Origin of the sequence: Isoptericola sp. AK164 (assembly GCF_029643425.1) — a bacterium.
GTDB lineage: Bacteria > Actinomycetota > Actinomycetes > Actinomycetales > Cellulomonadaceae > Isoptericola > Isoptericola haloaureus.
Genome location: NZ_CP119106.1, coordinates 1,410,646 through 1,431,460, shown reverse-complemented (window position 1 = coordinate 1,431,460; position 20,815 = coordinate 1,410,646). Strand labels below are relative to the sequence as shown.

17 protein-coding genes are annotated in these 20,815 nt (G+C 75.0%); 7 read left to right on the top strand and 10 right to left on the bottom strand.

The window, feature by feature from the left end:
• Positions 1-42: 42 nt before the first annotated feature.
• Together recA and PO879_RS06530 are read right to left on the bottom strand one after the other, a co-directional pair.
• Entirely contained in the window at positions 43-1,191 is a 1,149-nt protein-coding gene (gene recA, locus PO879_RS06535; protein WP_278237110.1) for a recombinase RecA, read from the bottom strand.
• A gap of 232 nt (positions 1,192-1,423) precedes the next feature.
• Complete coding sequence (locus PO879_RS06530; protein WP_278237109.1) at positions 1,424-1,657, bottom strand: DUF3046 domain-containing protein; 234 nt, start codon at positions 1,655-1,657, stop codon at positions 1,424-1,426.
• Positions 1,658-1,712: 55 nt separating this feature from the next.
• Between PO879_RS06530 and PO879_RS06525 the strand changes: the two genes are divergently transcribed.
• Entirely contained in the window at positions 1,713-6,401 is a 4,689-nt protein-coding gene (locus PO879_RS06525; RefSeq protein WP_278237108.1) for an ATP-dependent helicase, read from the top strand.
• Positions 6,401-7,201 (top strand): DNA-formamidopyrimidine glycosylase family protein, encoded by an 801-nt coding sequence (locus PO879_RS06520; RefSeq protein ID WP_278237107.1) that lies wholly within the window; start codon positions 6,401-6,403, stop codon positions 7,199-7,201. Before PO879_RS06525 ends, PO879_RS06520 begins: the two co-directional genes overlap by 1 nt.
• On the opposite strand, the gene PO879_RS06515 is transcribed toward PO879_RS06520, so the two are convergent.
• The 3 genes from PO879_RS06515 to pgsA form a co-directional block, all read right to left on the bottom strand.
• On the bottom strand, positions 7,185-7,514 hold the full coding sequence (locus PO879_RS06515) for a helix-turn-helix transcriptional regulator (protein ID WP_278237106.1): 330 nt from the start codon (positions 7,512-7,514) through the stop codon (positions 7,185-7,187). The genes PO879_RS06520 and PO879_RS06515 overlap by 17 nt on opposite strands.
• 196 nt (positions 7,515-7,710) lie before the next feature.
• Positions 7,711-8,184 carry a CinA family protein gene (locus PO879_RS06510; RefSeq protein ID WP_278237105.1) on the bottom strand — a complete coding sequence of 158 codons (474 nt, stop codon included), beginning with the start codon at positions 8,182-8,184 and terminating at the stop codon, positions 7,711-7,713.
• Positions 8,181-8,828, bottom strand: a complete 648-nt coding sequence (gene pgsA, locus PO879_RS06505) for a CDP-diacylglycerol--glycerol-3-phosphate 3-phosphatidyltransferase (RefSeq protein WP_278237104.1) — start codon at positions 8,826-8,828, stop codon at positions 8,181-8,183. The genes PO879_RS06510 and pgsA overlap by 4 nt, the downstream gene beginning before the upstream one ends.
• Positions 8,829-9,043: 215 nt before the next feature.
• On the opposite strand from pgsA, the gene PO879_RS06500 reads away from it, so the two are divergent.
• Entirely contained in the window at positions 9,044-10,144 is a 1,101-nt protein-coding gene (locus tag PO879_RS06500) for a CapA family protein (protein ID WP_278237103.1), read from the top strand.
• Between the two features lie 31 nt (positions 10,145-10,175).
• Here PO879_RS06500 and PO879_RS06495 read toward each other — a convergent pair whose 3' ends face one another.
• From PO879_RS06495 to dapA, 3 genes are all read right to left on the bottom strand, one after another.
• The gene (locus tag PO879_RS06495; RefSeq protein WP_278237470.1) at positions 10,176-12,743 is read right to left on the bottom strand and encodes a DNA translocase FtsK; all 2,568 of its coding nucleotides are present in this window, start codon (positions 12,741-12,743) and stop codon (positions 10,176-10,178) included.
• 414 nt (positions 12,744-13,157) lie between these two features.
• Positions 13,158-14,843: a ribonuclease J gene (locus tag PO879_RS06490; RefSeq protein ID WP_278237102.1), complete on the bottom strand. Its 1,686-nt coding sequence runs from the start codon at positions 14,841-14,843 to the stop codon at positions 13,158-13,160.
• Positions 14,844-14,864: 21 nt separating this feature from the next.
• On the bottom strand, positions 14,865-15,788 hold the full coding sequence (gene dapA, locus PO879_RS06485) for a 4-hydroxy-tetrahydrodipicolinate synthase (RefSeq protein ID WP_278237101.1): 924 nt from the start codon (positions 15,786-15,788) through the stop codon (positions 14,865-14,867).
• A 154-nt stretch (positions 15,789-15,942) separates the two neighbouring features.
• Here dapA and PO879_RS06480 point away from each other — a divergent pair, with 154 nt between their 5' ends.
• Genes PO879_RS06480 through PO879_RS06465 form a run of 4 tightly spaced genes read left to right on the top strand, consistent with a single transcriptional unit; the run spans position 15,943 to position 18,990 of the window.
• Positions 15,943-17,412, top strand: coding sequence for an NAD-dependent succinate-semialdehyde dehydrogenase (locus PO879_RS06480; RefSeq protein ID WP_278237100.1), 1,470 nt, complete (start codon positions 15,943-15,945; stop codon positions 17,410-17,412).
• A gap of 31 nt (positions 17,413-17,443) precedes the next feature.
• The gene (locus PO879_RS06475; RefSeq protein ID WP_278237099.1) at positions 17,444-18,145 is read left to right on the top strand and encodes an AzlC family ABC transporter permease; all 702 of its coding nucleotides are present in this window, start codon (positions 17,444-17,446) and stop codon (positions 18,143-18,145) included.
• The gene (locus PO879_RS06470; RefSeq protein WP_278237098.1) at positions 18,142-18,462 is read left to right on the top strand and encodes an AzlD domain-containing protein; all 321 of its coding nucleotides are present in this window, start codon (positions 18,142-18,144) and stop codon (positions 18,460-18,462) included. The genes PO879_RS06475 and PO879_RS06470 overlap by 4 nt, the downstream gene beginning before the upstream one ends.
• Positions 18,463-18,483: 21 nt before the next feature.
• Positions 18,484-18,990, top strand: a complete 507-nt coding sequence (locus PO879_RS06465; RefSeq protein ID WP_278237097.1) for a GNAT family N-acetyltransferase — start codon at positions 18,484-18,486, stop codon at positions 18,988-18,990.
• Positions 18,991-18,993: 3 nt separating this feature from the next.
• Here PO879_RS06465 and PO879_RS06460 read toward each other — a convergent pair whose 3' ends face one another.
• Positions 18,994-20,010: a DUF308 domain-containing protein gene (locus PO879_RS06460; protein WP_278237096.1), complete on the bottom strand. Its 1,017-nt coding sequence runs from the start codon at positions 20,008-20,010 to the stop codon at positions 18,994-18,996.
• Positions 20,011-20,111: 101 nt separating this feature from the next.
• Positions 20,112-20,768, bottom strand: coding sequence for a TetR/AcrR family transcriptional regulator (locus PO879_RS06455; protein ID WP_278237095.1), 657 nt, complete (start codon positions 20,766-20,768; stop codon positions 20,112-20,114).
• Between the last annotated feature and the right edge of the window lie 47 nt (positions 20,769-20,815).

The window sequence follows — 20,815 nt, the reverse complement described above, 5'->3', positions numbered from 1 at the left end:
CGTCGCCGTCGCCCGACCGTCCGCGTCCGGTCTCCGCGCTGCTCAGAAGGGCGCCTTCTTCTTCGCGGCCATGCGGCCGGCGCTCTTGCTCGCCGCGGGCGCCTTCGCCGGCGCCTTCTCGTCGGCCGCGCCGGCCGCGCCGGCCGTTGCGGTCTCGCCCGCGGGGGCGTCACCGTCGGCCGGGGCATCCACTTGCGGGCCGACGCCGAGCTTCTCCTTGATCTTCTTCTCCAGCTCGTTCGCCAGGTCCGGGTTGTCCCGCAGGAACGAGCGGGCGTTCTCCTTGCCCTGACCGAGCTGGTCCCCGCCGTAGGTGAACCACGACCCGGACTTGCGCACGAACCCGTGCTCGACGCCCATGTCGATCAGACCGCCCTCGCGGGAGATCCCGACCCCGTAGAGGATGTCGAACTCGGCCTGCTTGAACGGGGGCGCCATCTTGTTCTTGACGACCTTGACGCGGGTGCGGTTGCCGACGGAGTCGGTGCCCTCCTTGAGGGTCTCGATGCGGCGGATGTCCATACGCACCGAGGCGTAGAACTTCAGCGCCTTACCACCCGTGGTCGTCTCGGGAGAGCCGAAGAACACGCCGATCTTCTCGCGGAGCTGGTTGATGAAGATCGCCGTGGTGCCCGACGAGCTCAGCGCACCGGCGATCTTGCGCAGCGCCTGCGACATCAGGCGGGCCTGCAGACCGACGTGGCTGTCACCCATCTCGCCCTCGATCTCCGCCTTGGGCACCAGGGCGGCGACGGAGTCGATGACGATGATGTCGAGCGCGCCCGAGCGGATCAGCATGTCCGCGATCTCCAGGGCCTGCTCACCGGTGTCGGGCTGGGAGACGAGCAGCGCGTCGGTGTCCACGCCGAGCTTCTTGGCGTACTCGGGGTCCAGGGCGTGCTCGGCGTCGACGAAGGCGGCGATGCCACCGTTCTTCTGGGCGTTGGCGACCGCGTGCAGGGCGACGGTCGTCTTGCCGGAGGACTCGGGGCCGTAGACCTCGATCACGCGGCCACGGGGCAGGCCGCCGATGCCGAGGGCCACGTCGAGGGCGATGGAGCCGGTGGGGATGACGTCCACCGGGGCGCGCCCCTCCTGGCCGAGCCGCATGACCGAGCCCTTGCCGAAGCTGCGGTCGATCTGGGCGAGCGCGGCCTCGAGGGCCTTCTCACGGTCTTCCGGTGCTGGCATGTCGGTCACCTTCGTGTTCTGCGCGCGGCCGCGCGTCTTCGGTCTGCTGCTCATGTCGACGACGACGCTACGCGCCGCCACCGACATGACCCCGGCCGGGCCCGTCGACCTGTGGACGACGAGCCCGCGAGGCCGTCCTGTGGACACACTCTAGCCGAACATCTGTTCGACGCGAGAGGCTCGACGCTCGGCGTGTCGGCCTCGCCGCGGGCGGCCGTCAGCGCGGCGGCCGTCAGCGCGGCGGCGGGGCCTGCCGGTGCTCGTCGGTCCCCCACCGCTCGCGGTCCGGGACGTCCAGGGCGTCGCACAGGGCGTGCCACACGTCGCGGGGGTCCGTCCCGGCGTCGAGCGCCTCGGCGGGCGTCCGGTCGCCGAGGCGGGGCAGCACCTGCTCGCGCACGAGGGTGCGCCCGTAGGCCCGGCCGAACACCTCGTCGACGAGCTGGGTGAAGTCGGAGTAGAGCACGCGCCCAGCCTGCCACGGCCGCCCCGATGTCGGTGCCCGGGTGCACCATGGGCTGGTGGCCACCGACCCGCTCGCCCGCTTCGCCCCCGCGACCCGGGCCTGGTTCCGCGACGCGTTCGCGGGCCCCACGACGGCGCAGGTGGGCGCCTGGGAGGCCGTCGAGGCGGACCGGCACGCGCTCGTGGTCGCGCCCACGGGCTCGGGCAAGACGCTGGCCGCGTTCCTCTGGGCGATCGACCGCCTGACGTCCACGCCACCGCCGGCGGAGCCCGCGCACCGCTGCCGGGTGCTGTACGTCTCCCCCCTCAAGGCGCTGGCGGCCGACGTCCAGCGCAACCTGCGCGCTCCCCTGACGGGGATCCGCCGGGCCGCCGACCGGCTGGCGGTCGGTGCCCACGAGGTGCACGTGGGGATGCGCACCGGCGACACGCCTCCCGCCGAGCGCCGCGCCTTCGCCACCCGTCCCCCGGACGTCCTCGTCACGACGCCCGAGTCGCTGTTCCTCGTGCTGACCTCGGCGGCCCGCGCCGGCCTGGCCGGCGTCGAGACGGTGATCGTCGACGAGATCCACGCGCTGGCGGGCACGAAGCGTGGCGCGCACCTGGCCGTCAGCCTCGAGCGGCTCGACGCCCTGCTGCCGCGCCCCGCCCAGCGCATCGGCCTGTCGGCCACCGTGCGTCCGGCCGAGGAGGTCGCCGGGTTCCTCGGCGGGAGCCGTCCGACGACGGAGGGCGGCCGCGAGGTCGTCGTCGTCCAGCCGCCGTCCGAGAAGCGCTGGGACCTGGACGTCGCCGTCCCCGTCCCCGACCTGACCGACCTCGGCGGCGACGAGGAGCCCGACCTGTCCGGGGCCGCGAGCGGTCCGCAGCGGCAGGCCTCGATCTGGCCGCACGTGACCGACCGGGTCGTCGACCTCGTCACCGACCACCGCTCGACCCTGGTGTTCACCAACTCCCGGCGCGGGGCGGAGCGGCTCACCGCCCGCGTCAACGAGACCTGGGCGGAGCGCGAGGGGACGGCCGCGCCCGACGCCGGGGCGGAGCAGGCGGCCGGGACACCCGGCCAGTCGGGCACGGCGGCGGCCCTGGAGCCCGGGGTCCCGGTCCTCGCCCGCGCCCACCACGGCTCGATGAGCCGGACCGAGCGCACGCGGACCGAGTCCGACCTCAAGGCGGGGCTGCTGCCCGCCGTGGTCGCGACGTCGTCCCTGGAGCTCGGCATCGACATGGGGGCGGTGGACCTCGTCGTCCAGGTCGGCGCCCCGCCGTCGGTGGCCAGCGGCCTGCAGCGCATCGGTCGGGCCGGGCACCAGGTCGGGGCCGTCTCGCGCGGCGTGGTCCTGCCCACGCACCGGGGCGACCTCGTCCCGGCGACGGTGGTCACCCAGCGCATGCGCTCCGGCGACATCGAGCCCCTGCGGGTCGTGTCCACGCCGTTGGACGTGCTCGCCCAGCAGGTCGTGGCCGCGCTCGCCGTCGACGACTGGGACGCCGACGAGCTGCTCGGCACGTTCCGTCGGGCCGCGCCTTTCGCCGCCCTCGGCGACGCGACGTGGCACGCGGTGCTCGACATGCTGGCCGGGCGCTACCCCAGCGAGGAGTTCGCCGAGCTGCGGCCGCGGATCGTGTGGGACCGGGCCACGGGGCGGCTCACGGCCCGTCCCGGTGCCCTGCGGCTGGCCGCCACCAGCGGCGGGACCATCCCCGACCGCGGCCTCTACGGCGTCTACCTGGCCGGCGACGACGGCGGGCGCGGCGGCAAGCGTGTCGGCGAGCTCGACGAGGAGATGGTCTACGAGTCCCGCGCCGGGGACACCTTCACCCTCGGGTCCTCGACCTGGCGGGTCGAGGAGATCACCCCGGACCGCGTGCTGGTCACCCCGGCACCGGGCCTGCCCGGCCGCCTGCCGTTCTGGCGGGGCGACTCCCCCGGCCGTCCTGTCGCTCTGGGGCGGGCCGTCGGCGCGTTCCTGCGGGAGGCCGACGAGCACCTCGCCGACGACGCCGAGAAGGGCCGCGCCCACCTGCGCGAGGCGGGCCTGGACGCGTGGGCCGCCGACAACCTCGCCGGCTACCTCACCGAGCAGCGCGCCGCGACCGGTCGCGTCCCCGACGACCGCACCGTCGTCGTCGAGCGCTTCCGCGACGAGCTCGGCGACTGGCGGGTCGTGGTCCACTCCCCGCTGGGCGCCCGCGTCCACGAGCCCTGGGCGCTGGTGGTCGGCGCGCGGCTGCGGGAGCGCCTGGGCACCGACGTCGCCGCCATGGCCGCCGACGACGGGATCGTGCTGCGCCTGCCCGGCGACTCGCCGTGGGACCTCGAGGCCGCGACGGCACGGCCCGAGGTCACCACGGCCGACCTCCTCGTCGAGCCGGACGAGGTCGACGCGGCCGTCCGTGCCGAGCTCGGTTCCTCGGTGCTGTTCGCGTCCCGGTTCCGCGAGGCGGCGGCCCGCGCCCTGCTGCTGCCCCGCCGTCGTCCCGACCGCCGCGCCCCGCTGTGGCAGCAGCGCCAGCGGGCCGCCCAGCTGCTGCAGGTCGCCTCGGCCTACCCGGACTTCCCGATCATGCTCGAGGCGGCCCGCGAGTGCCTGCAGGACGACTTCGACGTCGCCGCCCTGCGCGCGCTGATGACCGACCTGGCCGCGGGAGACGTCCGGCTCGTCGAGATCTCCACCGAGGGACCCTCGCCGTTCGCCCGGTCGCTGCTGTTCGGGTACACCGCCCAGTTCCTGTACGACGGCGACGCGCCGCTCGCCGAGCGCCGGGCCGCCGCGCTCTCGCTGGACCCGACGCTGCTGGCCGAGCTGCTCGGCGAGCAGGGCGCGACCGACCTCTCCGACCTGCTGGATCCCCAGGTGGTCGAGCGGACCGAGGCCGAGCTGCAGGGGCTCGCCCCCGACCGCCGTGCGACCGACGCCGAGGGGGTCTGGGACCTGCTGCGCCGCACCGGACCGCACGGGCTCGAGGAGGTGCGCCGCCGGGTGGCCGACGACGTCACCGGCGCGGTCCCCGACTGGCTCGCCGCGCTGGAACGGGACCGCCGGGCCATCCGGGTCCGCGTCGCCGGCACCGAGCAGTGGGCGGTCGCCGAGGACGCCGGCCGGTTGCGCGACGCGCTCGGGGTGGCACCGCCCGCGGGCCTGCCGGACGCCGTCATGGCGCCCGCCGCCGACCCGCTGACGGACCTGCTGCGCCGCCACGCCCGCACGCACGGGCCGTTCACGGCGGCCGGGGCCGCGCACCGGTTCGGGCTCGGCATCGCCGTGGTGACCGCGGTGCTGTCCCGGCTGGAGCGGGACGGCCGGCTGACCCGCGGCGCCCTGCGGCCCGAGGTGATCGGCGGCACCGGCGACGAGTTCTGCGACCCGCAGGTGCTGCGGACCCTGCGGCGGCGTTCCCTGGCCGCGCTGCGCGCCGAGGTCGAACCCGTGGAGCCGGAGGCGCTGGGCGTGTTCCTGCCCCGCTGGCAGGGCACCACCGGACCGCGGCTGCGGGGCACCGACGGTCTGCTCCGGGCGGTCGAGCAGCTCGCGGGTGCCGCGGTGCCCGCCTCGGCGCTGGAGACGCTGGTGCTCCCCGCCCGGGTCGCCGACTACTCCCCCGCGCTGCTGGACGAGCTGACCACCACCGGCGAGGTCGTCTGGGCCGGCCACGCCGCGCTGCCCGGCACGGACGGCACCGTGAGCCTGCACCTGGCCGAGGACGCCCCGCTGACGCTGGCGCAGCCGGCGCCCCTGGGTCCCGAGGGGACGCTGGACACCGACCTGCACCGGGTGCTGCTCGACCTGCTCACGTCGTCGGGCGGCTTCTTCCTGCCCCGCCTCGTCGAGCTCGCGGACGCCTCGGCCGAGGACGTGCTCGAGGCGCTGTGGGACCTCGTCTGGGGCGGGCACGTCACCAACGACGGGCTGGCCGTGCTGCGGGCGCGGCTCGGCACGGGCGGTGGCGCGCACCGGGCACCCCGGCAGCCGGGGCGCGCCCGCCCCGTGCGGCGGTCCCGCTTCGCCATGGCCCGCTCCACCGTGCCGCCGGCGGGAGCCGGCCGCTGGTCCGCGCTGCCGACCCGAGAGCAGGACGCGACGGTGCGCACGCACGCCCTGGCCCAGATGCTGCTGGACCGGCACGGCGTCCTGACGCGTGCCGTCGCGCCGTCCGAGCACGTGGCCGGACAGTTCCGGGAGGTCTACCGGGTGCTCACCGGGCTCGAGGAGCGCGGGGCGGTCCGGCGCGGGTACTTCGTCGAACGGCTGGGCGGCGCGCAGTTCGCCCTGCCCGGTGCGGTCGACCGGCTGCGCGTGGACGCCGGGGACCGCGACCGGGTCCGCGACGACCCCGACGCCGCACCGCCCGGCCTGCTGCTCGCCGCGACCGACCCCGCCAACCCGTACGGGGCGGCGCTGCCGTGGCCGGGCACCACCCCGGGGCCGGGTGACGCCCCCGGCGGCCACCGGCCCGGCCGCAAGGCGGGGGCCGTGGTGGTGCTGACGAACGGCGAGCCGGCGATCTACGTCGAACGGGGCGGCCGCACGGTGCTGACGTTCACCACGGAGCCGGCCGCCCTCGAGGTCGCGGCGGCGACGCTGGCCGACCATGCGCGCCAGGGGCGGCTGGGCCGGCTCGTGGTGCAGCGGATCGACGGCGTGGCGTCCCTGGAGGCCGTCCGGACACCGTCCGCGGCCGTCGGGGCGCTGCTGGGGGCGGGTTTCTCGGTCACGCCCCGCGGCCTGCGGGTGGCGGTCTGATGCCCGAGGGGGACGTGCTGCGGCTGACGGCCGAACGCCTCGACCAGGCGCTGCGGGGCGGGCCGCTGGTGCGCGCCGAGCTGCGCTGGCCGAACGTCGGCGGGGCCGAGCTGACGGGTCGGACGGTCACGGGCTGCGTCTCGTACGGCAAGCACCTGCTGACCCGCTTCGACGACGGCCGCACCCTGCACACCCACCTGCGGATGGAGGGCGCGTGGCGGGTGGTGCCGACCGACGGCCGCACCTCGGCCGCGGGCCATCCGCAGGTGCGCGCCGTGCTGTCGACCGCCCGCTGGACCGCCGTGGGGTGGCGGCTCGGCATGCTGGACCTGCTGCGGACCCGGGACGAGCCGCGCCTGCTCGCTCATCTGGGACCGGACGTGCTCGCCGACGACTTCGGCACCCACGGGCTGCCCGAGGCCCTCGACCGGTGGCATGCCCAGGGGGACCGCCCGCTGTGCGACGTCCTGCTGGACCAGGCCGTCGTGGCCGGGCTCGGGACGATCTGGATGGCGGAGTCGCTCTTCGCGCGACGGCTGCACCCGTGGATCCCGGCCGACTCCCTGTCCGAGGACGAGGTGCGCGGCCTGCTCGTCACGGCGCGCCGGCTCGTGGGGGGCAGCGTCGAGATCGGCCGCCGCCGTGATCTGGGCGAGGTGCCGCGGTCCGTGCACGGGCGACTGGGCCGACCCTGCCGACGGTGCCGGACGCCGATCGCCGTCGGGCAGGCCAACGAGCCGCCGTACGAGCGGCCGGTGTTCTGGTGCCCCACGTGCCAGGCGGTCAGCCGACCGGCGTGAGGTCCTCGCGCTCGACGGCGCCGCGGGAGAGCATCCCGGCGAGCACGTCCGTGGGGATCGTGTCCGGGACCAGCAGCCCCTCGGCGACCGCGATCCGGTCGCTCACCTCGCGCAGCACGAGGGACAGCGGGATGTCGAGGGCCTCGCAGATGGAGGCCAGCAGCTCGGAGGAGGCCTCCTTCTGCCCGCGCTCGACCTCGCTGAGGTAGCCGAGCGAGACCCGTGCGGCCGAGGACACCTCTCGCAGGGTGCGCCCCTGACGCTGCCGCGCGTCGCGCAGCACGTCACCGATCTCCTGTCGCAGGACGACCATGTCGCGCCCCCTCTCTTCCTCCGACACCCCGGGACGGGGCGTGGGATGACTACCGTACCCCGACGGGCGCGTGGTGCGTCGTCCGGGACGGGCATCGATACCGGTTCGTGGCCTGTTGGCGATCACACCTGCCCAACGCCCGGCACCCCCGCTGTGTTCCCACCACGGCACGACGTCCGGGATCCGCACCCTTCCTTCACGCGGCTGCGTCACCCAGCACCGCTGCGCAGAGGTCCAGGACCGCCGCGACCGCCCCCGCACGGACCGCGGCGCGGTCGCCGTCCAGGTCGCACCGGCGCACCTCGATGGTCGTCGGCGTGGCCACGGCGACGAAGACGAGCCCGGGAGCCCGGCCGTCCTGGGGGTCCGGCCCGGCGACCCCGGTCGTGGCGAGCCCGACGTCCGCCCCCGTCGCGGAACGCGCGCCCGTGGCCATCGCACCGGCGACGTCGGGGTCCACGGCCCCCCGGGCGGCCAGCAGGTCCGCGTCCACCCCCAGCAACGACGCCTTCAGGTCCGTCGCGTAGGCGACGACACCGCCGCGCAGGACGGCGGAGGCGCCCGGCACCGTGGCGAGCTCGGCCGCGACCATGCCCGCGGTCAGCGACTCGGCGACGCCGAGCGTCCATCCCCTCGCGGCCACCGCCGCCAGGACCTCGCGGGCCGTCATCCCTCGGTCCGGGGCGCTCCCGACGCACCGTCGGCCGGCCCGTCCTCGGGGGCGGAGTCCGTGCCCTCCTGCCGGGCTCGGCGCCGCAGGCGCAGCCCCTGGACGGCGTAGTCGACACCGGTCACGACGGTGACCGCGATCGCCGCCCACATGGCGACCCACGCGACGTCCCGGACCTCGGCCGGCAGGTGGGCCAGGAGCAGCAGGAACAGCGAGATCGCCACGACCTGCAGCACCGTCTTGATCTTGCCGCCGCGCGAGGCCGGCATCACCGCGTACTTCAGGACGGCCATGCGCATCAGCGTGATCCCCAGCTCGCGCGCAAGGATGATCGTCGGCACCCACCAGGGCAGCTCGCCGAGCGGCCACCACAGCAGGACGAGCGCGGTCCCCACCAGGGCCTTGTCGGCGATCGGGTCCAGGAGCTTGCCCAGGTCCGTCACGAGCCCGCGCGACCGCGCCAGGTGGCCGTCGACCTTGTCGCTGAGCGCGGCCAGCAGGAAGATGCCCGTCGCCACGAGGCGCCAGAGCATCGAATCGCCGCCGTCGACCAGCAGGGCCGCCGCGAAGACGGGGACGAGAGCGATGCGGATCATCGTGACGATGTTCGCGATGTTCCAGGGCGAAGGTGCGGCGTCCGGCATGCCATCAGCCTACTGGGACCGGCCGCGCGATAATCTCGCAGCGTGGCCGACGACGTCCCACGCAGGGTCACCCTGCGGGTCCTCGTGGTCGCCGCCGTGGCGGCGACGACGGCCTGCGAGCTGGTCGCACCGCCGGAGCCCGCACCGGCGCCCACGACGACGGTCGCGCCGTCCACCGCCCGTGCCCGGACCCCGTCCTGCCGGCGGTCTTCACGGTGCTCGCCGCCGGTGACCTGCTCCCGCACGGGCCGGTCGTGCGCTCCGCCCGCGGGGGCGACCGCTTCGGCCGGCTGCTGGCCGACCTGGACCCGTGGGTGGCCGGGGCCGACCTCGCCCTCTGCCACCTCGAGGCGCCCGTCGCGCCGCGAGGCACCGCACCGAGCGGCTACCCCGTCTTCGGTGCTCCGCGACAGCTGGTCCCGGCTCTGGCCGCGCAGGGGTGGGACGGCTGCTCGACGGCGTCGAACCACGCCCTCGACCGGGGCTACACCGGCGTCGTGACCACCCTGGACGCGCTCGACGACGCCGGGATGGGCCATGCCGGCACGGCCCGCTCACACCGCGAGCAGAGGTCGGCCCAGCACTACCGCCTCCAGCGGTCCGACCGGGACCTGGTCGTGGCGCACCTGTCGGCCACCTACGGCCTCAACGGCTTCCCGGTGCCGGCCGAGGCGCCGTGGGCGGTCGACCTCATCGACGCGGAGGCGCTCGTCACCGCTGCGCGCACCGCCCGGCGTGACGACGGTGCCGACGTCGTGCTCGTCAGCCTGCACGCCGGCACCGAGTACACCGAGCGGCTCACCGCCCAGCAGGAGGACGTGGCCGCCGCCCTGGCCGCCTCGCGTGCGGTCGACCTCGTCGTCGGGCACCACGCGCACGTACCCCAGCGGATCGAGCGGCTCGACGGCGGGCCGCACCGGGCCGGCATGTGGGTCGCCTACGGGCTGGGCAACCTGCTGTCGAACCAGAGCGCGTCCTGCTGCGACCCCCGGAGCAGCAGCGGTGTGCTGCTGACCGCCACCGTCACCGAGGAACGGCCGGCCGAGCCGGCACTCGTCACCGACGTCCGCTGGACGGCCACGACCGTGGACATCCCGGCGGGGCACCGCGTGCACGCGTTGGGACGCCGGCTCGACGCCGGGGCCACGACGCTGGACCGCCGCGAGCTGAGGACCCGCCACGACCGGGTCGCCGAGGCGGTCGGCCCGCAGGCCCGTGAGCGTCGGCGCCCGCCGGAGCCGACCGGCGGGACCCCCGCCGTCCTGCCCCGGGACCCCGCCGTCCTGCCCCGGGACCCCGCCGTCCGGGACCGCTGAGCCCGCCCCCGGGGCCCGGTGGACGAGGAGCTCAGCGGACGGGGTGCTCGGCGTCGGTGTCGGCGCCGTCGTGGTAGTCGGTCGCCGTGGGCGGCCGGTGACCGTCGGTGCCGTCGGAGTACCGGTCCCCCGAGGCCGCGGTCTCGGCGTCCTGGTCGTAGGCGGACGGCGTCTCCCCGCGGATCAGGGCGAGCGCGGACGACAGGGACTCGGGCTGGACGAGCACCTCGCGCGCCTTCGACCCCTCGGAGGGTCCGACGATCTCGCGCGACTCGAGCAGGTCCATCAGCCGGCCGGCCTTGGCGAACCCGACGCGCAGCTTGCGCTGCAGCATCGACGTCGAACCGAACTGCGTCGACACCACGAGCTCGGTCGCCTGCAGCAGCACGTCGAGGTCGTCGCCGATGTCCTCGTCGATCTGCTTCTTGGCGGCCGCCGGGGCGGTGACGTCCTCGCGGTAGATCGGCTTGAGCTGCGACTTCACGTGCTCGGTGACGGCGTGCACCTCCGACTCGCTGACCCACGCCCCCTGGACGCGCATCGGCTTGGAGGCGCCCATCGGCAGGAACAGCGCGTCACCCTGACCGATGAGCTTCTCGGCGCCCGGCTGGTCGAGCACGACGCGGGAGTCGGCCAGGGACGACGTCGCGAACGCCAGCCGCGAGGGCACGTTCGCCTTGATCAGACCGGTCACGACGTCCACGGAGGGACGCTGCGTGGCCAGCACGAGGTGGATGCCCGCGGCCCGCGCGAGCTGGGTGATGCGCTGGATCGCGGCCTCGACGTCCCGCGGCGCGACCATCATCAGGTCGGCGAGCTCGTCCACGACGACCAGCAGGTACGGGTAGGCGGCGACCTTGCGCTCGGAGCCCGGCGGCGGCGTCACCTTGCCGGCCCGCACGGCGGCGTTGAAGTCGTCGATGTGCTTGTACCCGAACGTCGCCAGGTCGTCGTACCGGGCGTCCATCTCGCGCACGACCCAGTCCAGCGCCTCGGCCGCCTTCTTCGGGCTCGTGATGATCGGCGTGATCAGGTGCGGGATGCCCTCGTACAGCGTGAGCTCGACCCGCTTGGGGTCGACGAGGATCAGTCGCACCTGCTCGGGGGTGGCACGCATGAGGATCGAGGTGATCATCGAGTTGATGAAGCTCGACTTGCCGGCGCCGGTCGCACCGGCGACGAGGATGTGCGGCATCTTGGCCAGGTTCGCCACGACGAAACCGCCCTCGACGTCCTTGCCCACACCCATGACCATCGGGTGCTCGGTGCGGCGGGCCGCCGACGATCGCAGCACGTCCCCGAGCACGACCGTCTCGCGGTCGGTGTTCGGGATCTCGATGCCGATCGCGGACTTGCCGGGGATCGGCGACAGGATCCGCACGTCGGCGCTGGCGACCGCGTAGGCGATGTTGTTGCTCAGCCCGGTGATGCGCTCGACCTTGGTCTTCGGGCCGACCTCCACCTCGTACCGGGTGACCGTGGGCCCCCGGGTGAAGTTGGTGACCTGGGCGTCCACGCCGAACTGCTCGAAGGTCTGCTCGAGGGCGGCCACCACGCGGTCGTTGGCCGCCGAGCGGCTCTTGTGCGGCGCGCCCTGGACCAGCGCGTCCTCCGACGGCAGCAGGTAGACCGTGTCGCCGGAGAGCATCGGCTGCTCCGCCCGCCCCTGGGGAGCGGGCAACGGCTCCGGTGCGGCCGGCCCCGACGGCGCCGCTGGGGCGCTGTCCGCCGGGGCTGGCGACGCCGTCGCCCCCGTGGCGATCACCTGGGTCGCCCCCGGGTCGTCGGCGCCGGCCGGCGCCGACGGGCCGGCCGGGTCGAGGGTGGCCGCCTTGTCGAAGGCCTGGTCGCCGGCGTACTCGTCGAGGTCGCCGGCGGCCGCCTTCGCGGCGCGCTCGGCGCGGGTGGAGCGCACCCGCTTGGTGCGCTTCTTGCGGGCGGGCTTCTCGTCGGTGCCGTCGTGCTGGGAGACGCCGTCGGCGAGCTCGAGCCCGCCGTCGTCCGCGGCGGAGCCGTGGTTGCCCGTGAGGCGGTCGTACAGCCCCCGCACCCGTTCGGGGATGCGGTGCACGGGGGTCGCGGTGACGACGAGGAGCCCGAAGAAGCCGAGCAGCAGGAACAACGGCACGGCCACCCACGCCGTGACGCCGATGACGACGGGCGTCGCCGCGAGGTAGCCGATGATGCCGCCGGCGTCCTGCACCTGGTCGAACCCGTCCCGCGGGGACGGGGTGTCCTCGGCGATGGCCACCAGCGAGCAGACGGAGACCACGAGCAGGCTCACCCCGATGGCCACGCGGGAGTTGGCGTGGCCCCGCTCGGGGTGACGCATGATCCGCACGCCGATCCAGATGAGCAGGACGGGGATCGCGACGCCCGCCAGCCCGACCGTCCCGGCGACGACCGCGTGGACCCAGGTGCCGAAGGCCCCGGGGATGCCCCACCACTCGCGGGCCGCCACGACGAGGGCGATCGCGATGAGGAAGAAGGCGACGCCGTCTCGGCGGTGCTCGGGTTCCAGGTCTCTCGCTCCCTTGGTGATCGTGCGGGTCAGGGCACCCAGGCCGTGCGCGACGCCCAGGTAGGCGCCGCGCACCATCTTCACGGGCCACGGTGGCCCGGTCCGCCGACGGTTCCGGGCGGAGCCGGACGAGCGCCCGCCGCGCGCCCCGGAGGACCGGCCCGTGGAGGACCGGCCCGTGGAGGAGCGCGACGACGAGCGCGCGGACGTGCTGCGTGACGGCGCGGACACGGAGGCGCTGCGCCCCGTACGGGCCGTCGACCGCGAGGTCCCGGAAGTCTTCCGGGCAGGGATCCGGGTCGCCATGATGGTCACCACGGTACCCGCGACCCTGGTCACGACGCCGCACGTCGGCGTCGCGTGTCCGTTCGCTCCGACTCAGACCCCGGTCCCCCGGTCAGCCTGCGCCTGCGCTCGCACGCTCGCTCCGACTCAGACCCCGGCCCCCCGGTCAGCCTGCGCCTGCGCTCGCACGCTCGCTCCGTCTCAGGCTCAGGCTTCGACGACGACGGGGACGATCATCGGGCGGCGGCGCAGACGCCGGTTGACCCAGCGGCCGATGACGCGCCGCATGATCTGCTGGAGCTGGTAGGTGTCGGTGGCGCCGCCGGCGATCGCGTCCTCGAGGGCCTGGACCACGTCCGGCTGGATCTCGGAGAACACGGCGTCGTCCTCGGCCATGCCGCGCGCCAGGAGCTGCGGCCCGGCGAGCACCTTGCCCGTGGCGGTGTCGACCACGGCGAAGACGGACACGAAGCCCTCCTCGCCGAGCGTGCGACGGTCCTTCAGCTCGCTCTCGGTCACCTCGCCGACCGAGGAGCCGTCCACGAACACGTACCCGCACGGGACCGCGCCCACCACGGCGGCCTTGCCGTCCACGAGGTCGACGACGACGCCGTCCTCGGCGAGCACGACGCGGTCGGCGGGGACCCCGGTCTTGACCGCGAGCGCCGCGTTGGCCACGAGGTGGCGCACCTCGCCGTGCACCGGCATGACGTTCTTGGGCCGCAGGATGTTGTAGCAGTACAGCAGCTCGCCGGCGCTGGCGTGCCCGGAGACGTGCACCTTGGCGTTGCCGGAGTGCACCACGCGCGCGCCGAGCCGGGTCAGTCCGTTGATGACGCGGAACACGGAGTTCTCGTTGCCCGGGATGAGCGACGAGGCGAGGATCACGGTGTCGCCGTGGCCGACGTTGACCTTGTGGTCGCCGTTCGCCATGCGGCTCAGCGCCGCCATGGGCTCGCCCTGCGACCCGGTGCTCATGTAGACCACCTGGTCGTCGGGCAGGTTGGTGGCCTGCTTGAGCTCGATGAGCACACCGGGCGGGACGTCGAGGTAGCCGAGCTCGGCGGCGATCCCCATGTTGCGCACCATCGAGCGGCCGACGAACGCGACCTTGCGCCCGTGGGCGTGCGCGGCGTTGAGGACCTGCTGGACGCGGTGCACGTGGGAGGAGAACGAGGCGACGACGATGCGCTTCTCCGCCTGGGCGAAGACGTTGTCCAGCACCGGTCCGATCTCCGCCTCGTTGGTGACGAAGCCGGGGACCTCCGCGTTGGTGGAGTCGACCATGAACAGGTCGACCCCCTTCTCGCCGAGCCGGGCGAAGGCCCGCAGGTCGGTGACGCGACCGTCCAGGGGCAGCTGGTCCATCTTGAAGTCGCCCGTGTGCAGCACGGTACCGGCGGCCGTGGTGACGGCCACGGCGAGCGCGTCCGGGATGGAGTGGTTGACGGCCACGAACTCGCAGCCGAACTCCCCGAGCTGCACGGAGTCGCCCTCGGCCACCACGTGGGTGACCGGCTTGATGCGGTGCTCCTTGAGCTTGGCCTCGATGAACGCCAGCGTCAGCTGCGAGCCGTAGATCGGGATGTCGCGGCGCAGGCGCAGCAGGTACGGCACGGCACCGATGTGGTCCTCGTGGCCGTGGGTGAGCACGATCGCCTCGACGTCGTCCATGCGGTCGGCGATGTACTCGAAGTCGGGCAGGATGAGGTCGACGCCGGGCTGGTGGTCCTCCGGGAAGAGGACGCCGCAGTCGATGATGAGCAGCCGTCCGCGGTGCTCGAGGACGGCCATGTTGCGGCCGACCTCTCCCAGCCCGCCGAGGGCGACGATCCGCAGACCGTCGGCCGGCAGCTCGGGGGGCAGGGGAAGTTCGGGGTGAGGGTGACTCACGGGGCCTCCTGGCCTGTGTCGTTACTGGGGTGTGGTGGCGGGTTCCATGACCCCGCCGGCGATGAGGGCGGCGCGCACCGCGGCGACGTCGTCGTCCGTGGCGGCGACGTTCGGCAGGCGCAGCTCGCGGTTGTCGTGGACGCCGAGCAGCTCGAGGGCGGCCTTGACCATGACGGCCTGCGCGCCGGCGCCGTTCATGGCGGCCAGCACGGGCATCGTCGTGTTGAAGACCTCGAGCGCACCGACGTGGTCGCCGGCGTCGAAGCGCCGCACGACCTCGGCGAACCGGTCGCCGACGAGGTGCGCGGAGACCGAGACGATCCCCGCCGCGCCGTGGGCGAGGAAGGGCAGCAGGAGCCCGTCGTCGCCGGAGTACCAGGCCAGGCCGGTCAGCCGCTGCAGCGCGGGCACCGAGCCCACGTCCCCGGTGGCGTCCTTGGTGGCCACCACGCGGGGGTGGGCGGAGATCCGCTCGTACGTCGCGGGTGCGATGCGCACCCCGGCCCGGCCGGGGATGTCGTAGAGCATGACCGGCAGGTCGGTGGAGTCGGCCACCGTCGCGAAGTGCTGGTACAGCCCCTCCTGGGTGGGGCGGGAGTAGTACGGCGAGACGACGAGGAGCCCGTCGGCGCCGGCCTCGGCCGCCTGCTCGGCCATGCGCACGGCGTGCGCCGTGTCGTTCGAACCGGCACCGGACAGGACGGTCGCCCGGTCACCGACGGCCTCGACGACGGCGCGCACCAGGTCGGCCTTCTCCGGGGCGTGCGTCACGGGCGCCTCGCCCGTGGTGCCCGACAGCACGAGGCCGTCGTTGCCCGCGTCCACGAGCCGCGTCGCGAGCTGCGCAGCGGCGTCGAGATCGATCGCGCCCGACCCCGACATGGGCGTGACCATTGCGGTGAGCACGGCGCCGAAAGGGCGCGCAGGGGTACCGGGCAGCGTCATGGGAACACCGTACCTGTCGAGGGGTCGCGGCGGCGGCGCTGTCCAGCGGCTGTCGCACGGCGTGTCGTCGGCGCGACGGCGCGGCCCCGGGCCGAGGGCCCGGGCGGCCGCACGCGCTGCTGCGGTGCCGCGACGCGCGTCACATACTGGCCGTATGACTGCGACGACGCCGACCACCTCTCCCGTCCGTGACGTCCCGACCGAGGTGCTCGTCGACGGCCGCTGGCGTGCGGCCACCGGCGGCGGCACGTTCGAGGTCGTCGACCCGGCGACCGAGGAGACCCTGTGCTCGGTGGCGGACGCCGGTCCCGAGGACGGCGAGGCGGCCCTGGCCGCGGCGCACGCGGCCGCCCCGGAGTGGGCGCGGGTCGCCCCGCGCGAGCGCGCCGAGCTGCTGCGGGCCGCCTTCGAGACCGTCACCGCCCGCGCCGAGCAGCTGGCCGCCCTCATCACCGCCGAGTGCGGCAAGACCCTCGCCGAGTCGCGCGCCGAGGTCGCCTACGGCGCCGAGTTCCTCCGCTGGTTCGCCGAGGAGGCGGTGCGCGCGCCCGGCCTGCTGCGCCGCGCACCGGCCGGCGCGAACCAGCAGCTCGTCCACCGGCGGCCGGTGGGGCCGGCGCTGCTCATCACCCCGTGGAACTTCCCCATCGCGATGGCGACGCGCAAGATCGGTCCCGCCCTGGCCGCCGGGTGCCCGGTCGTGATCAAGCCGGCCCAGCTCACCCCGCTGACCACCCTCGCCGTGGCCGAGATCCTGCGTGACGAGCTGGAGCGCCGCGGGCTGCCCGCCGGCGTCGTCAACGTCGTCCCCACCTCCTCGGCCGGGGACGTCACGGGCCCGCTGCTGGCGGACGACCGGTTGCGCAAGCTGTCGTTCACCGGGTCCACGGGTGTCGGGCGGCGGCTGCTGGCCCAGGCGGCAGACCAGGTTCTGTCCTGCTCGATGGAGCTGGGCGGCAACGCGCCGTTCGTCGTCTTCGGCGACGCCGACCTCGAGGCCGCCGTGGACGGTGCGGCCGTGGCCAAGCTGCGCAACGGCGGCCAGTCGTGCGTGGCGGCCAACCGCTTCCTGGTGCACGAGTCGCTGGCCACCGAGTTCGCCGACCGCCTCGGTGCGCGCTTCGCCGACCTGACCGTGGGGCCCGGCGCCGAGGGCAACGACGTCGGGCCGCTCATCGGTGCCGACGCGGTGGACTCCGTGCACGCGCTGGTCGCCGACGCCGTGGACCACGGCGCCCGCGTGGTCACCGGGGGGCAGCGCCCCGCCGGCCCCGGCTACTTCTACCCGCCCACGGTGCTCGCCGACGTCGCCCGGGACGCGTGCTGCGTGCACGAGGAGATCTTCGGGCCCGTGGCCCCCGTGGTCGCGTTCGCCGACGACGACGAGGGCATCGCCCTGGCCAACGACACGCCCTACGGGCTGGCGGCCTACGCCTACACCCGCGACCTGGACCTGGCGATGCGCGCGGCGCACGAGCTGGACGCGGGCATGATCGGGGTGAACCGGGGCATGGTCAGCGACGCGAGCGCGCCGTTCGGCGGCACCAAGCAGTCCGGGCTGGGCCGCGAGGGCGGCGAGGCCGGTCTCGAGGAGTACCTCGAGACCGTGTACGTGGCGATGTGACCGGCCGCGGGTCCCGTGGTTCGATGACCCGGTGTCCCGCCCCCGCTCCCCCGCGGTCTCGGCCGCCGTCCGCCAGGGCGTCAGCGTCTCTGTGGCCACCGGGCTCTACGGCGTCTCGTTCGGCGCGCTGGCGGTGGTCGCGGGTCTGACCGTGGCCCAGACCGCCGCGCTGAGCCTGCTGCTCTTCTCGGGCGGCTCGCAGTTCGCCCTCGTCGGGGTCGTGGCCGCCGGCGGCTCCCCGCTGGCCGCCGTGGCGACGTCGAGCCTGCTCGGCGTGCGCAACACCCTCTACGGCGCGGTGGTCTCCCCGCTGCTCGACGTGCGCGGGTGGCGCCGCTGGGCGGCCGCGCAGGTCACGATCGACGAGTCGACCGCGGTCGCGGTGGCCCAGCGCGACCCGCAGGCCGTACGGGTCGGGTTCTGGGCCACCGGGCTGGGCGTCTTCGTGCTGTGGAATGTCTGCAGCCTGCTCGGGGCCCTGGCCGGCGACGCGCTCGGGGACCCGCGGGCCTGGGGTCTGGACGCGGCCGCCGGGGCCGCCTTCCTCGCGCTCGTCTGGCCGCGCCTGGCCTCCCGCGACGCCCGCCTGGTGGCCGCTCTCGCCGTCGTCGTCTCCGCCGCCCTGGTCCCGGTGACCCCCGCGGGCATCCCCGTGCTGGGTGCGGCCGCCGCGGCGATCGCGGCCGGGTTCCTGTCCCCCGCACCCCGTGCCCGGCGTGGAGGTGCGCGATGACCCCGACCGTGCTGTGGGCGACCGTGCTGGTCGCCTCCGTGGCGAGCTTCGCCCTGAAGCTCGCGGGCCACCTCGTCCCGCAGCACTGGCTGGCCACCGACCGGGTGCAGCGCACCTCGGGGCTGGTCACGGTAGCGCTGCTCGTGGCCCTCGTGGTGGTGCAGACCTTCGCCACCGGCCCTGCTCTCACGGTGGACGCGCGCGTGCCGGCGCTGGCCGCCGCGGCGGCAGCGCTCGCGCTGCGCGCACCCTTCGTCGTGGTCATCGTGGTCGCCGCCGCCGTGGCCGCGGGCCTGCGCGCGCTCGGCTGGGGCTGAGCGGCCCACTAGGGTGGCCCGATGGCATTGTTCCAGGAGACCGCCGACGTCTCGGTGCGCCCCGCCGTCCCCGGCGACGAGGAGGCCGTCACCCGCATCCAGGTCGAGGCCTGGCGCACCACGCACGCCGACGTGCTCGGGGGCGCCGTCGACGCCCTGGACACCACGGCGATGACCGACCGGTGGGCCGACGCGATCTCCCGGCCGCCGGGTCCCGGCTTCGCCGTGCTCGTCGCCCTGGACGGACCGACGGTCGTCGGCTTCGCCGCCGTCGCCCCGGGCCAGGTGATGTCCCTGGAGGTGGCGCCCCACGCCCGGCGCGGCGGTCACGGCTCACGGCTGCTGGCCGCGGCCGTGGACCGGCTGCGGACCGACGGCGAGTCCGAGGTCGTCACCTGGGTGCTCGACGGCGACGACGGCCGTGAACGGTTCCTGTCCTCCTCGGGCCTCGGTCCCGACGGCACGGAGCGCGCCCTGGCCACCGGGGTCCGCGACGTCGTCGAGCGGCGCTGGTCCGCCACGATCTGAGCCTCAGGGGCGGCGGCGCCACCGGCCGGTGGTCCCTCCGGGCGACCCCGCGCCCGGGTCCTCGCCGTCCGCGGGCGTGCCCGTCGCGGGGCTGTCCTCGCCGGACGGTCCGTCCGGGCCGGACGGGGCGTCGGGCGCGGGCGGGGTGCCGCCCTCGGAGGGCGTACCCGTCCCCTCGGCGGCGGGAGCACCGGTCCCGCCGTCCGGTGCCGCGGTCGGCGAGGCCGCCTCGTCCCGGGGCGTCGACGGCGTCCCGGGAGCGTCACCGGCCGACGTCGCGCCGACCTCCTGGCCGCCGGGCGCGGGACGCGGGCCGGCGGCACGGGCGGGCGCGGCCTGCGGGTTGGCGGCGCCGAGCACGGAGCCACCGGTGACCACGACCCCCACGCGTTCGGCCTGCTCGCGCAGGCCCTGCAGCTCGCGCGACACCGAGCGGACGGCGAACCCGGAGACGATGTTCAGCGATCCGGCCACGAAGGCGAACAGCGCGAAGACGATCGTCACCAGCCGCAGGACGTCGAAGGAGTCCAGCGGCCGCGTCACGAGCAGGAGGCCGAAGAGGGCGGCCGTGATGCCGAACGCGACCATCCACGGCCAGCCGAGGTCCCGGTTCCTCGACAGCGCCGCACCGCCGATGATCGCCACGATGCCCAGCACGATCGTCCAGACCGCGAGCACGTAGTACAACGGCGTCGGCGACAGCTCGGGCCACAGGGCGACGGCGGCGCCGAAGCCGAGGTTGACCCCGGCCTGGGCGAGCCACCAGGCCGAGCCGACCTGCCGGCGGTGCACCAGCCACTGGACCAGGACCAGCACGCCGTCGAAGGCGAGGAAGATCCCGATGAGCAGGCGCAGGATCTCCAGCTCCTCGAGCGGCTCGATCATGAGCAGCAGACCGAGCACGATGTAGGAGATCCCCCGGAGCACGGGGAGCCACCACACCCGGCGGAACGGGTTGCGTGCGGCACCGGGTGCCTCGGCGGTGGCCTCGTCCTGGGTCGTTCCGTCGTCGCGTGCCATGCGAGCCCTTCGTCGATGCCTGCTGACCTGCGGCCATGCTAGGCGCCCGCGTGCCGGCGCGCCCGGGAGGCGCAGGAGGCACGCCTCGGGGCCGCCGCCCGTCAGTCCGCCGCGCGGGCATCCTCGGGCACGAGGACGAGGTCGAGGTAGGCCCGCAGGGCACCGGCCATGTCCGGCCGCTGCGCCCGCGGGAGGTCGCGGGCGAGCAGCCACTGCAGCTGCATCCCGTCCATGATGGCGACGATCGAGCGGGCGGAGGCCTCCAGGTCGATGCCGGGGCGCAGGCCGCCGGCGTCCCGCCGGGTCTCCAGCTCCTCGAGCATCCGCGCGACGGTGGCGGCGTACCGCTGCTCGAAGTAGGCGTGCGCGGGGTGGTCCGGGGACGTCGCCTCGGCGGCGACGGAGGTGTAGAGGTCGACGATCGCCGGGCGCAGCGCGTTGCGCTCCACGAGGTGGATCATCGCGGCGAAGAAGTCGGTGCCCTGGTCCAGCTCCGCCTCGAGGTCCGCCTCGTCGACCTCGTCCCGGTGCTCCAGCAGCGCCTCCAGCACCGCCGCCTTGGTCGGGAAGTGGTGCAGCAGCCCGGGGTGGGAGATCCCCGCGGCCGCGGCGATGTCGCGCAGGGAGGTGCCGTGGAAGCCGGCCTCGCCGAACAGCGAGATCGCGGCCTGCAGGATCTGCTCGCGCTTCCGGCGACCGCGCGCGTAGCCACCGGCCCGCGAGCCGCTGGCCTGGGGTGTCGTACCGGTGGTCGTCATCGCACTCCTTCGTCCGTCACGGCCACCATCATGCCAGGGTTGCGCAG

Excerpts from the sequence above, each read along its gene's own strand:
- PO879_RS06520 (WP_278237107.1), top strand. The coding sequence starts at position 6,401 with ATGCCCGAGGGGGACGTGCTGCGGCTGACGGCCGAACGCCTCGACCAG.
- PO879_RS06515 (WP_278237106.1), bottom strand. The coding sequence starts at position 7,514 with ATGGTCGTCCTGCGACAGGAGATCGGTGACGTGCTGCGCGACGCGCGG.
- pgsA (WP_278237104.1), bottom strand. The coding sequence starts at position 8,828 with ATGCCGGACGCCGCACCTTCGCCCTGGAACATCGCGAACATCGTCACG.
- PO879_RS06455 (WP_278237095.1), bottom strand. The coding sequence starts at position 20,768 with ATGACGACCACCGGTACGACACCCCAGGCCAGCGGCTCGCGGGCCGGT.
- recA (WP_278237110.1), bottom strand. The coding sequence starts at position 1,191 with ATGCCAGCACCGGAAGACCGTGAGAAGGCCCTCGAGGCCGCGCTCGCC.
- PO879_RS06480 (WP_278237100.1), top strand. The coding sequence starts at position 15,943 with ATGACTGCGACGACGCCGACCACCTCTCCCGTCCGTGACGTCCCGACC.
- PO879_RS06465 (WP_278237097.1), top strand. The coding sequence starts at position 18,484 with ATGGCATTGTTCCAGGAGACCGCCGACGTCTCGGTGCGCCCCGCCGTC.
- PO879_RS06510 (WP_278237105.1), bottom strand. The coding sequence starts at position 8,184 with ATGACGGCCCGCGAGGTCCTGGCGGCGGTGGCCGCGAGGGGATGGACG.
- dapA (WP_278237101.1), bottom strand. The coding sequence starts at position 15,788 with ATGACGCTGCCCGGTACCCCTGCGCGCCCTTTCGGCGCCGTGCTCACC.
- PO879_RS06495 (WP_278237470.1), bottom strand. The coding sequence starts at position 12,743 with ATGGTGCGCGGCGCCTACCTGGGCGTCGCGCACGGCCTGGGTGCCCTG.
- PO879_RS06460 (WP_278237096.1), bottom strand. The coding sequence starts at position 20,010 with ATGGCACGCGACGACGGAACGACCCAGGACGAGGCCACCGCCGAGGCA.
- PO879_RS06470 (WP_278237098.1), top strand. The coding sequence starts at position 18,142 with ATGACCCCGACCGTGCTGTGGGCGACCGTGCTGGTCGCCTCCGTGGCG.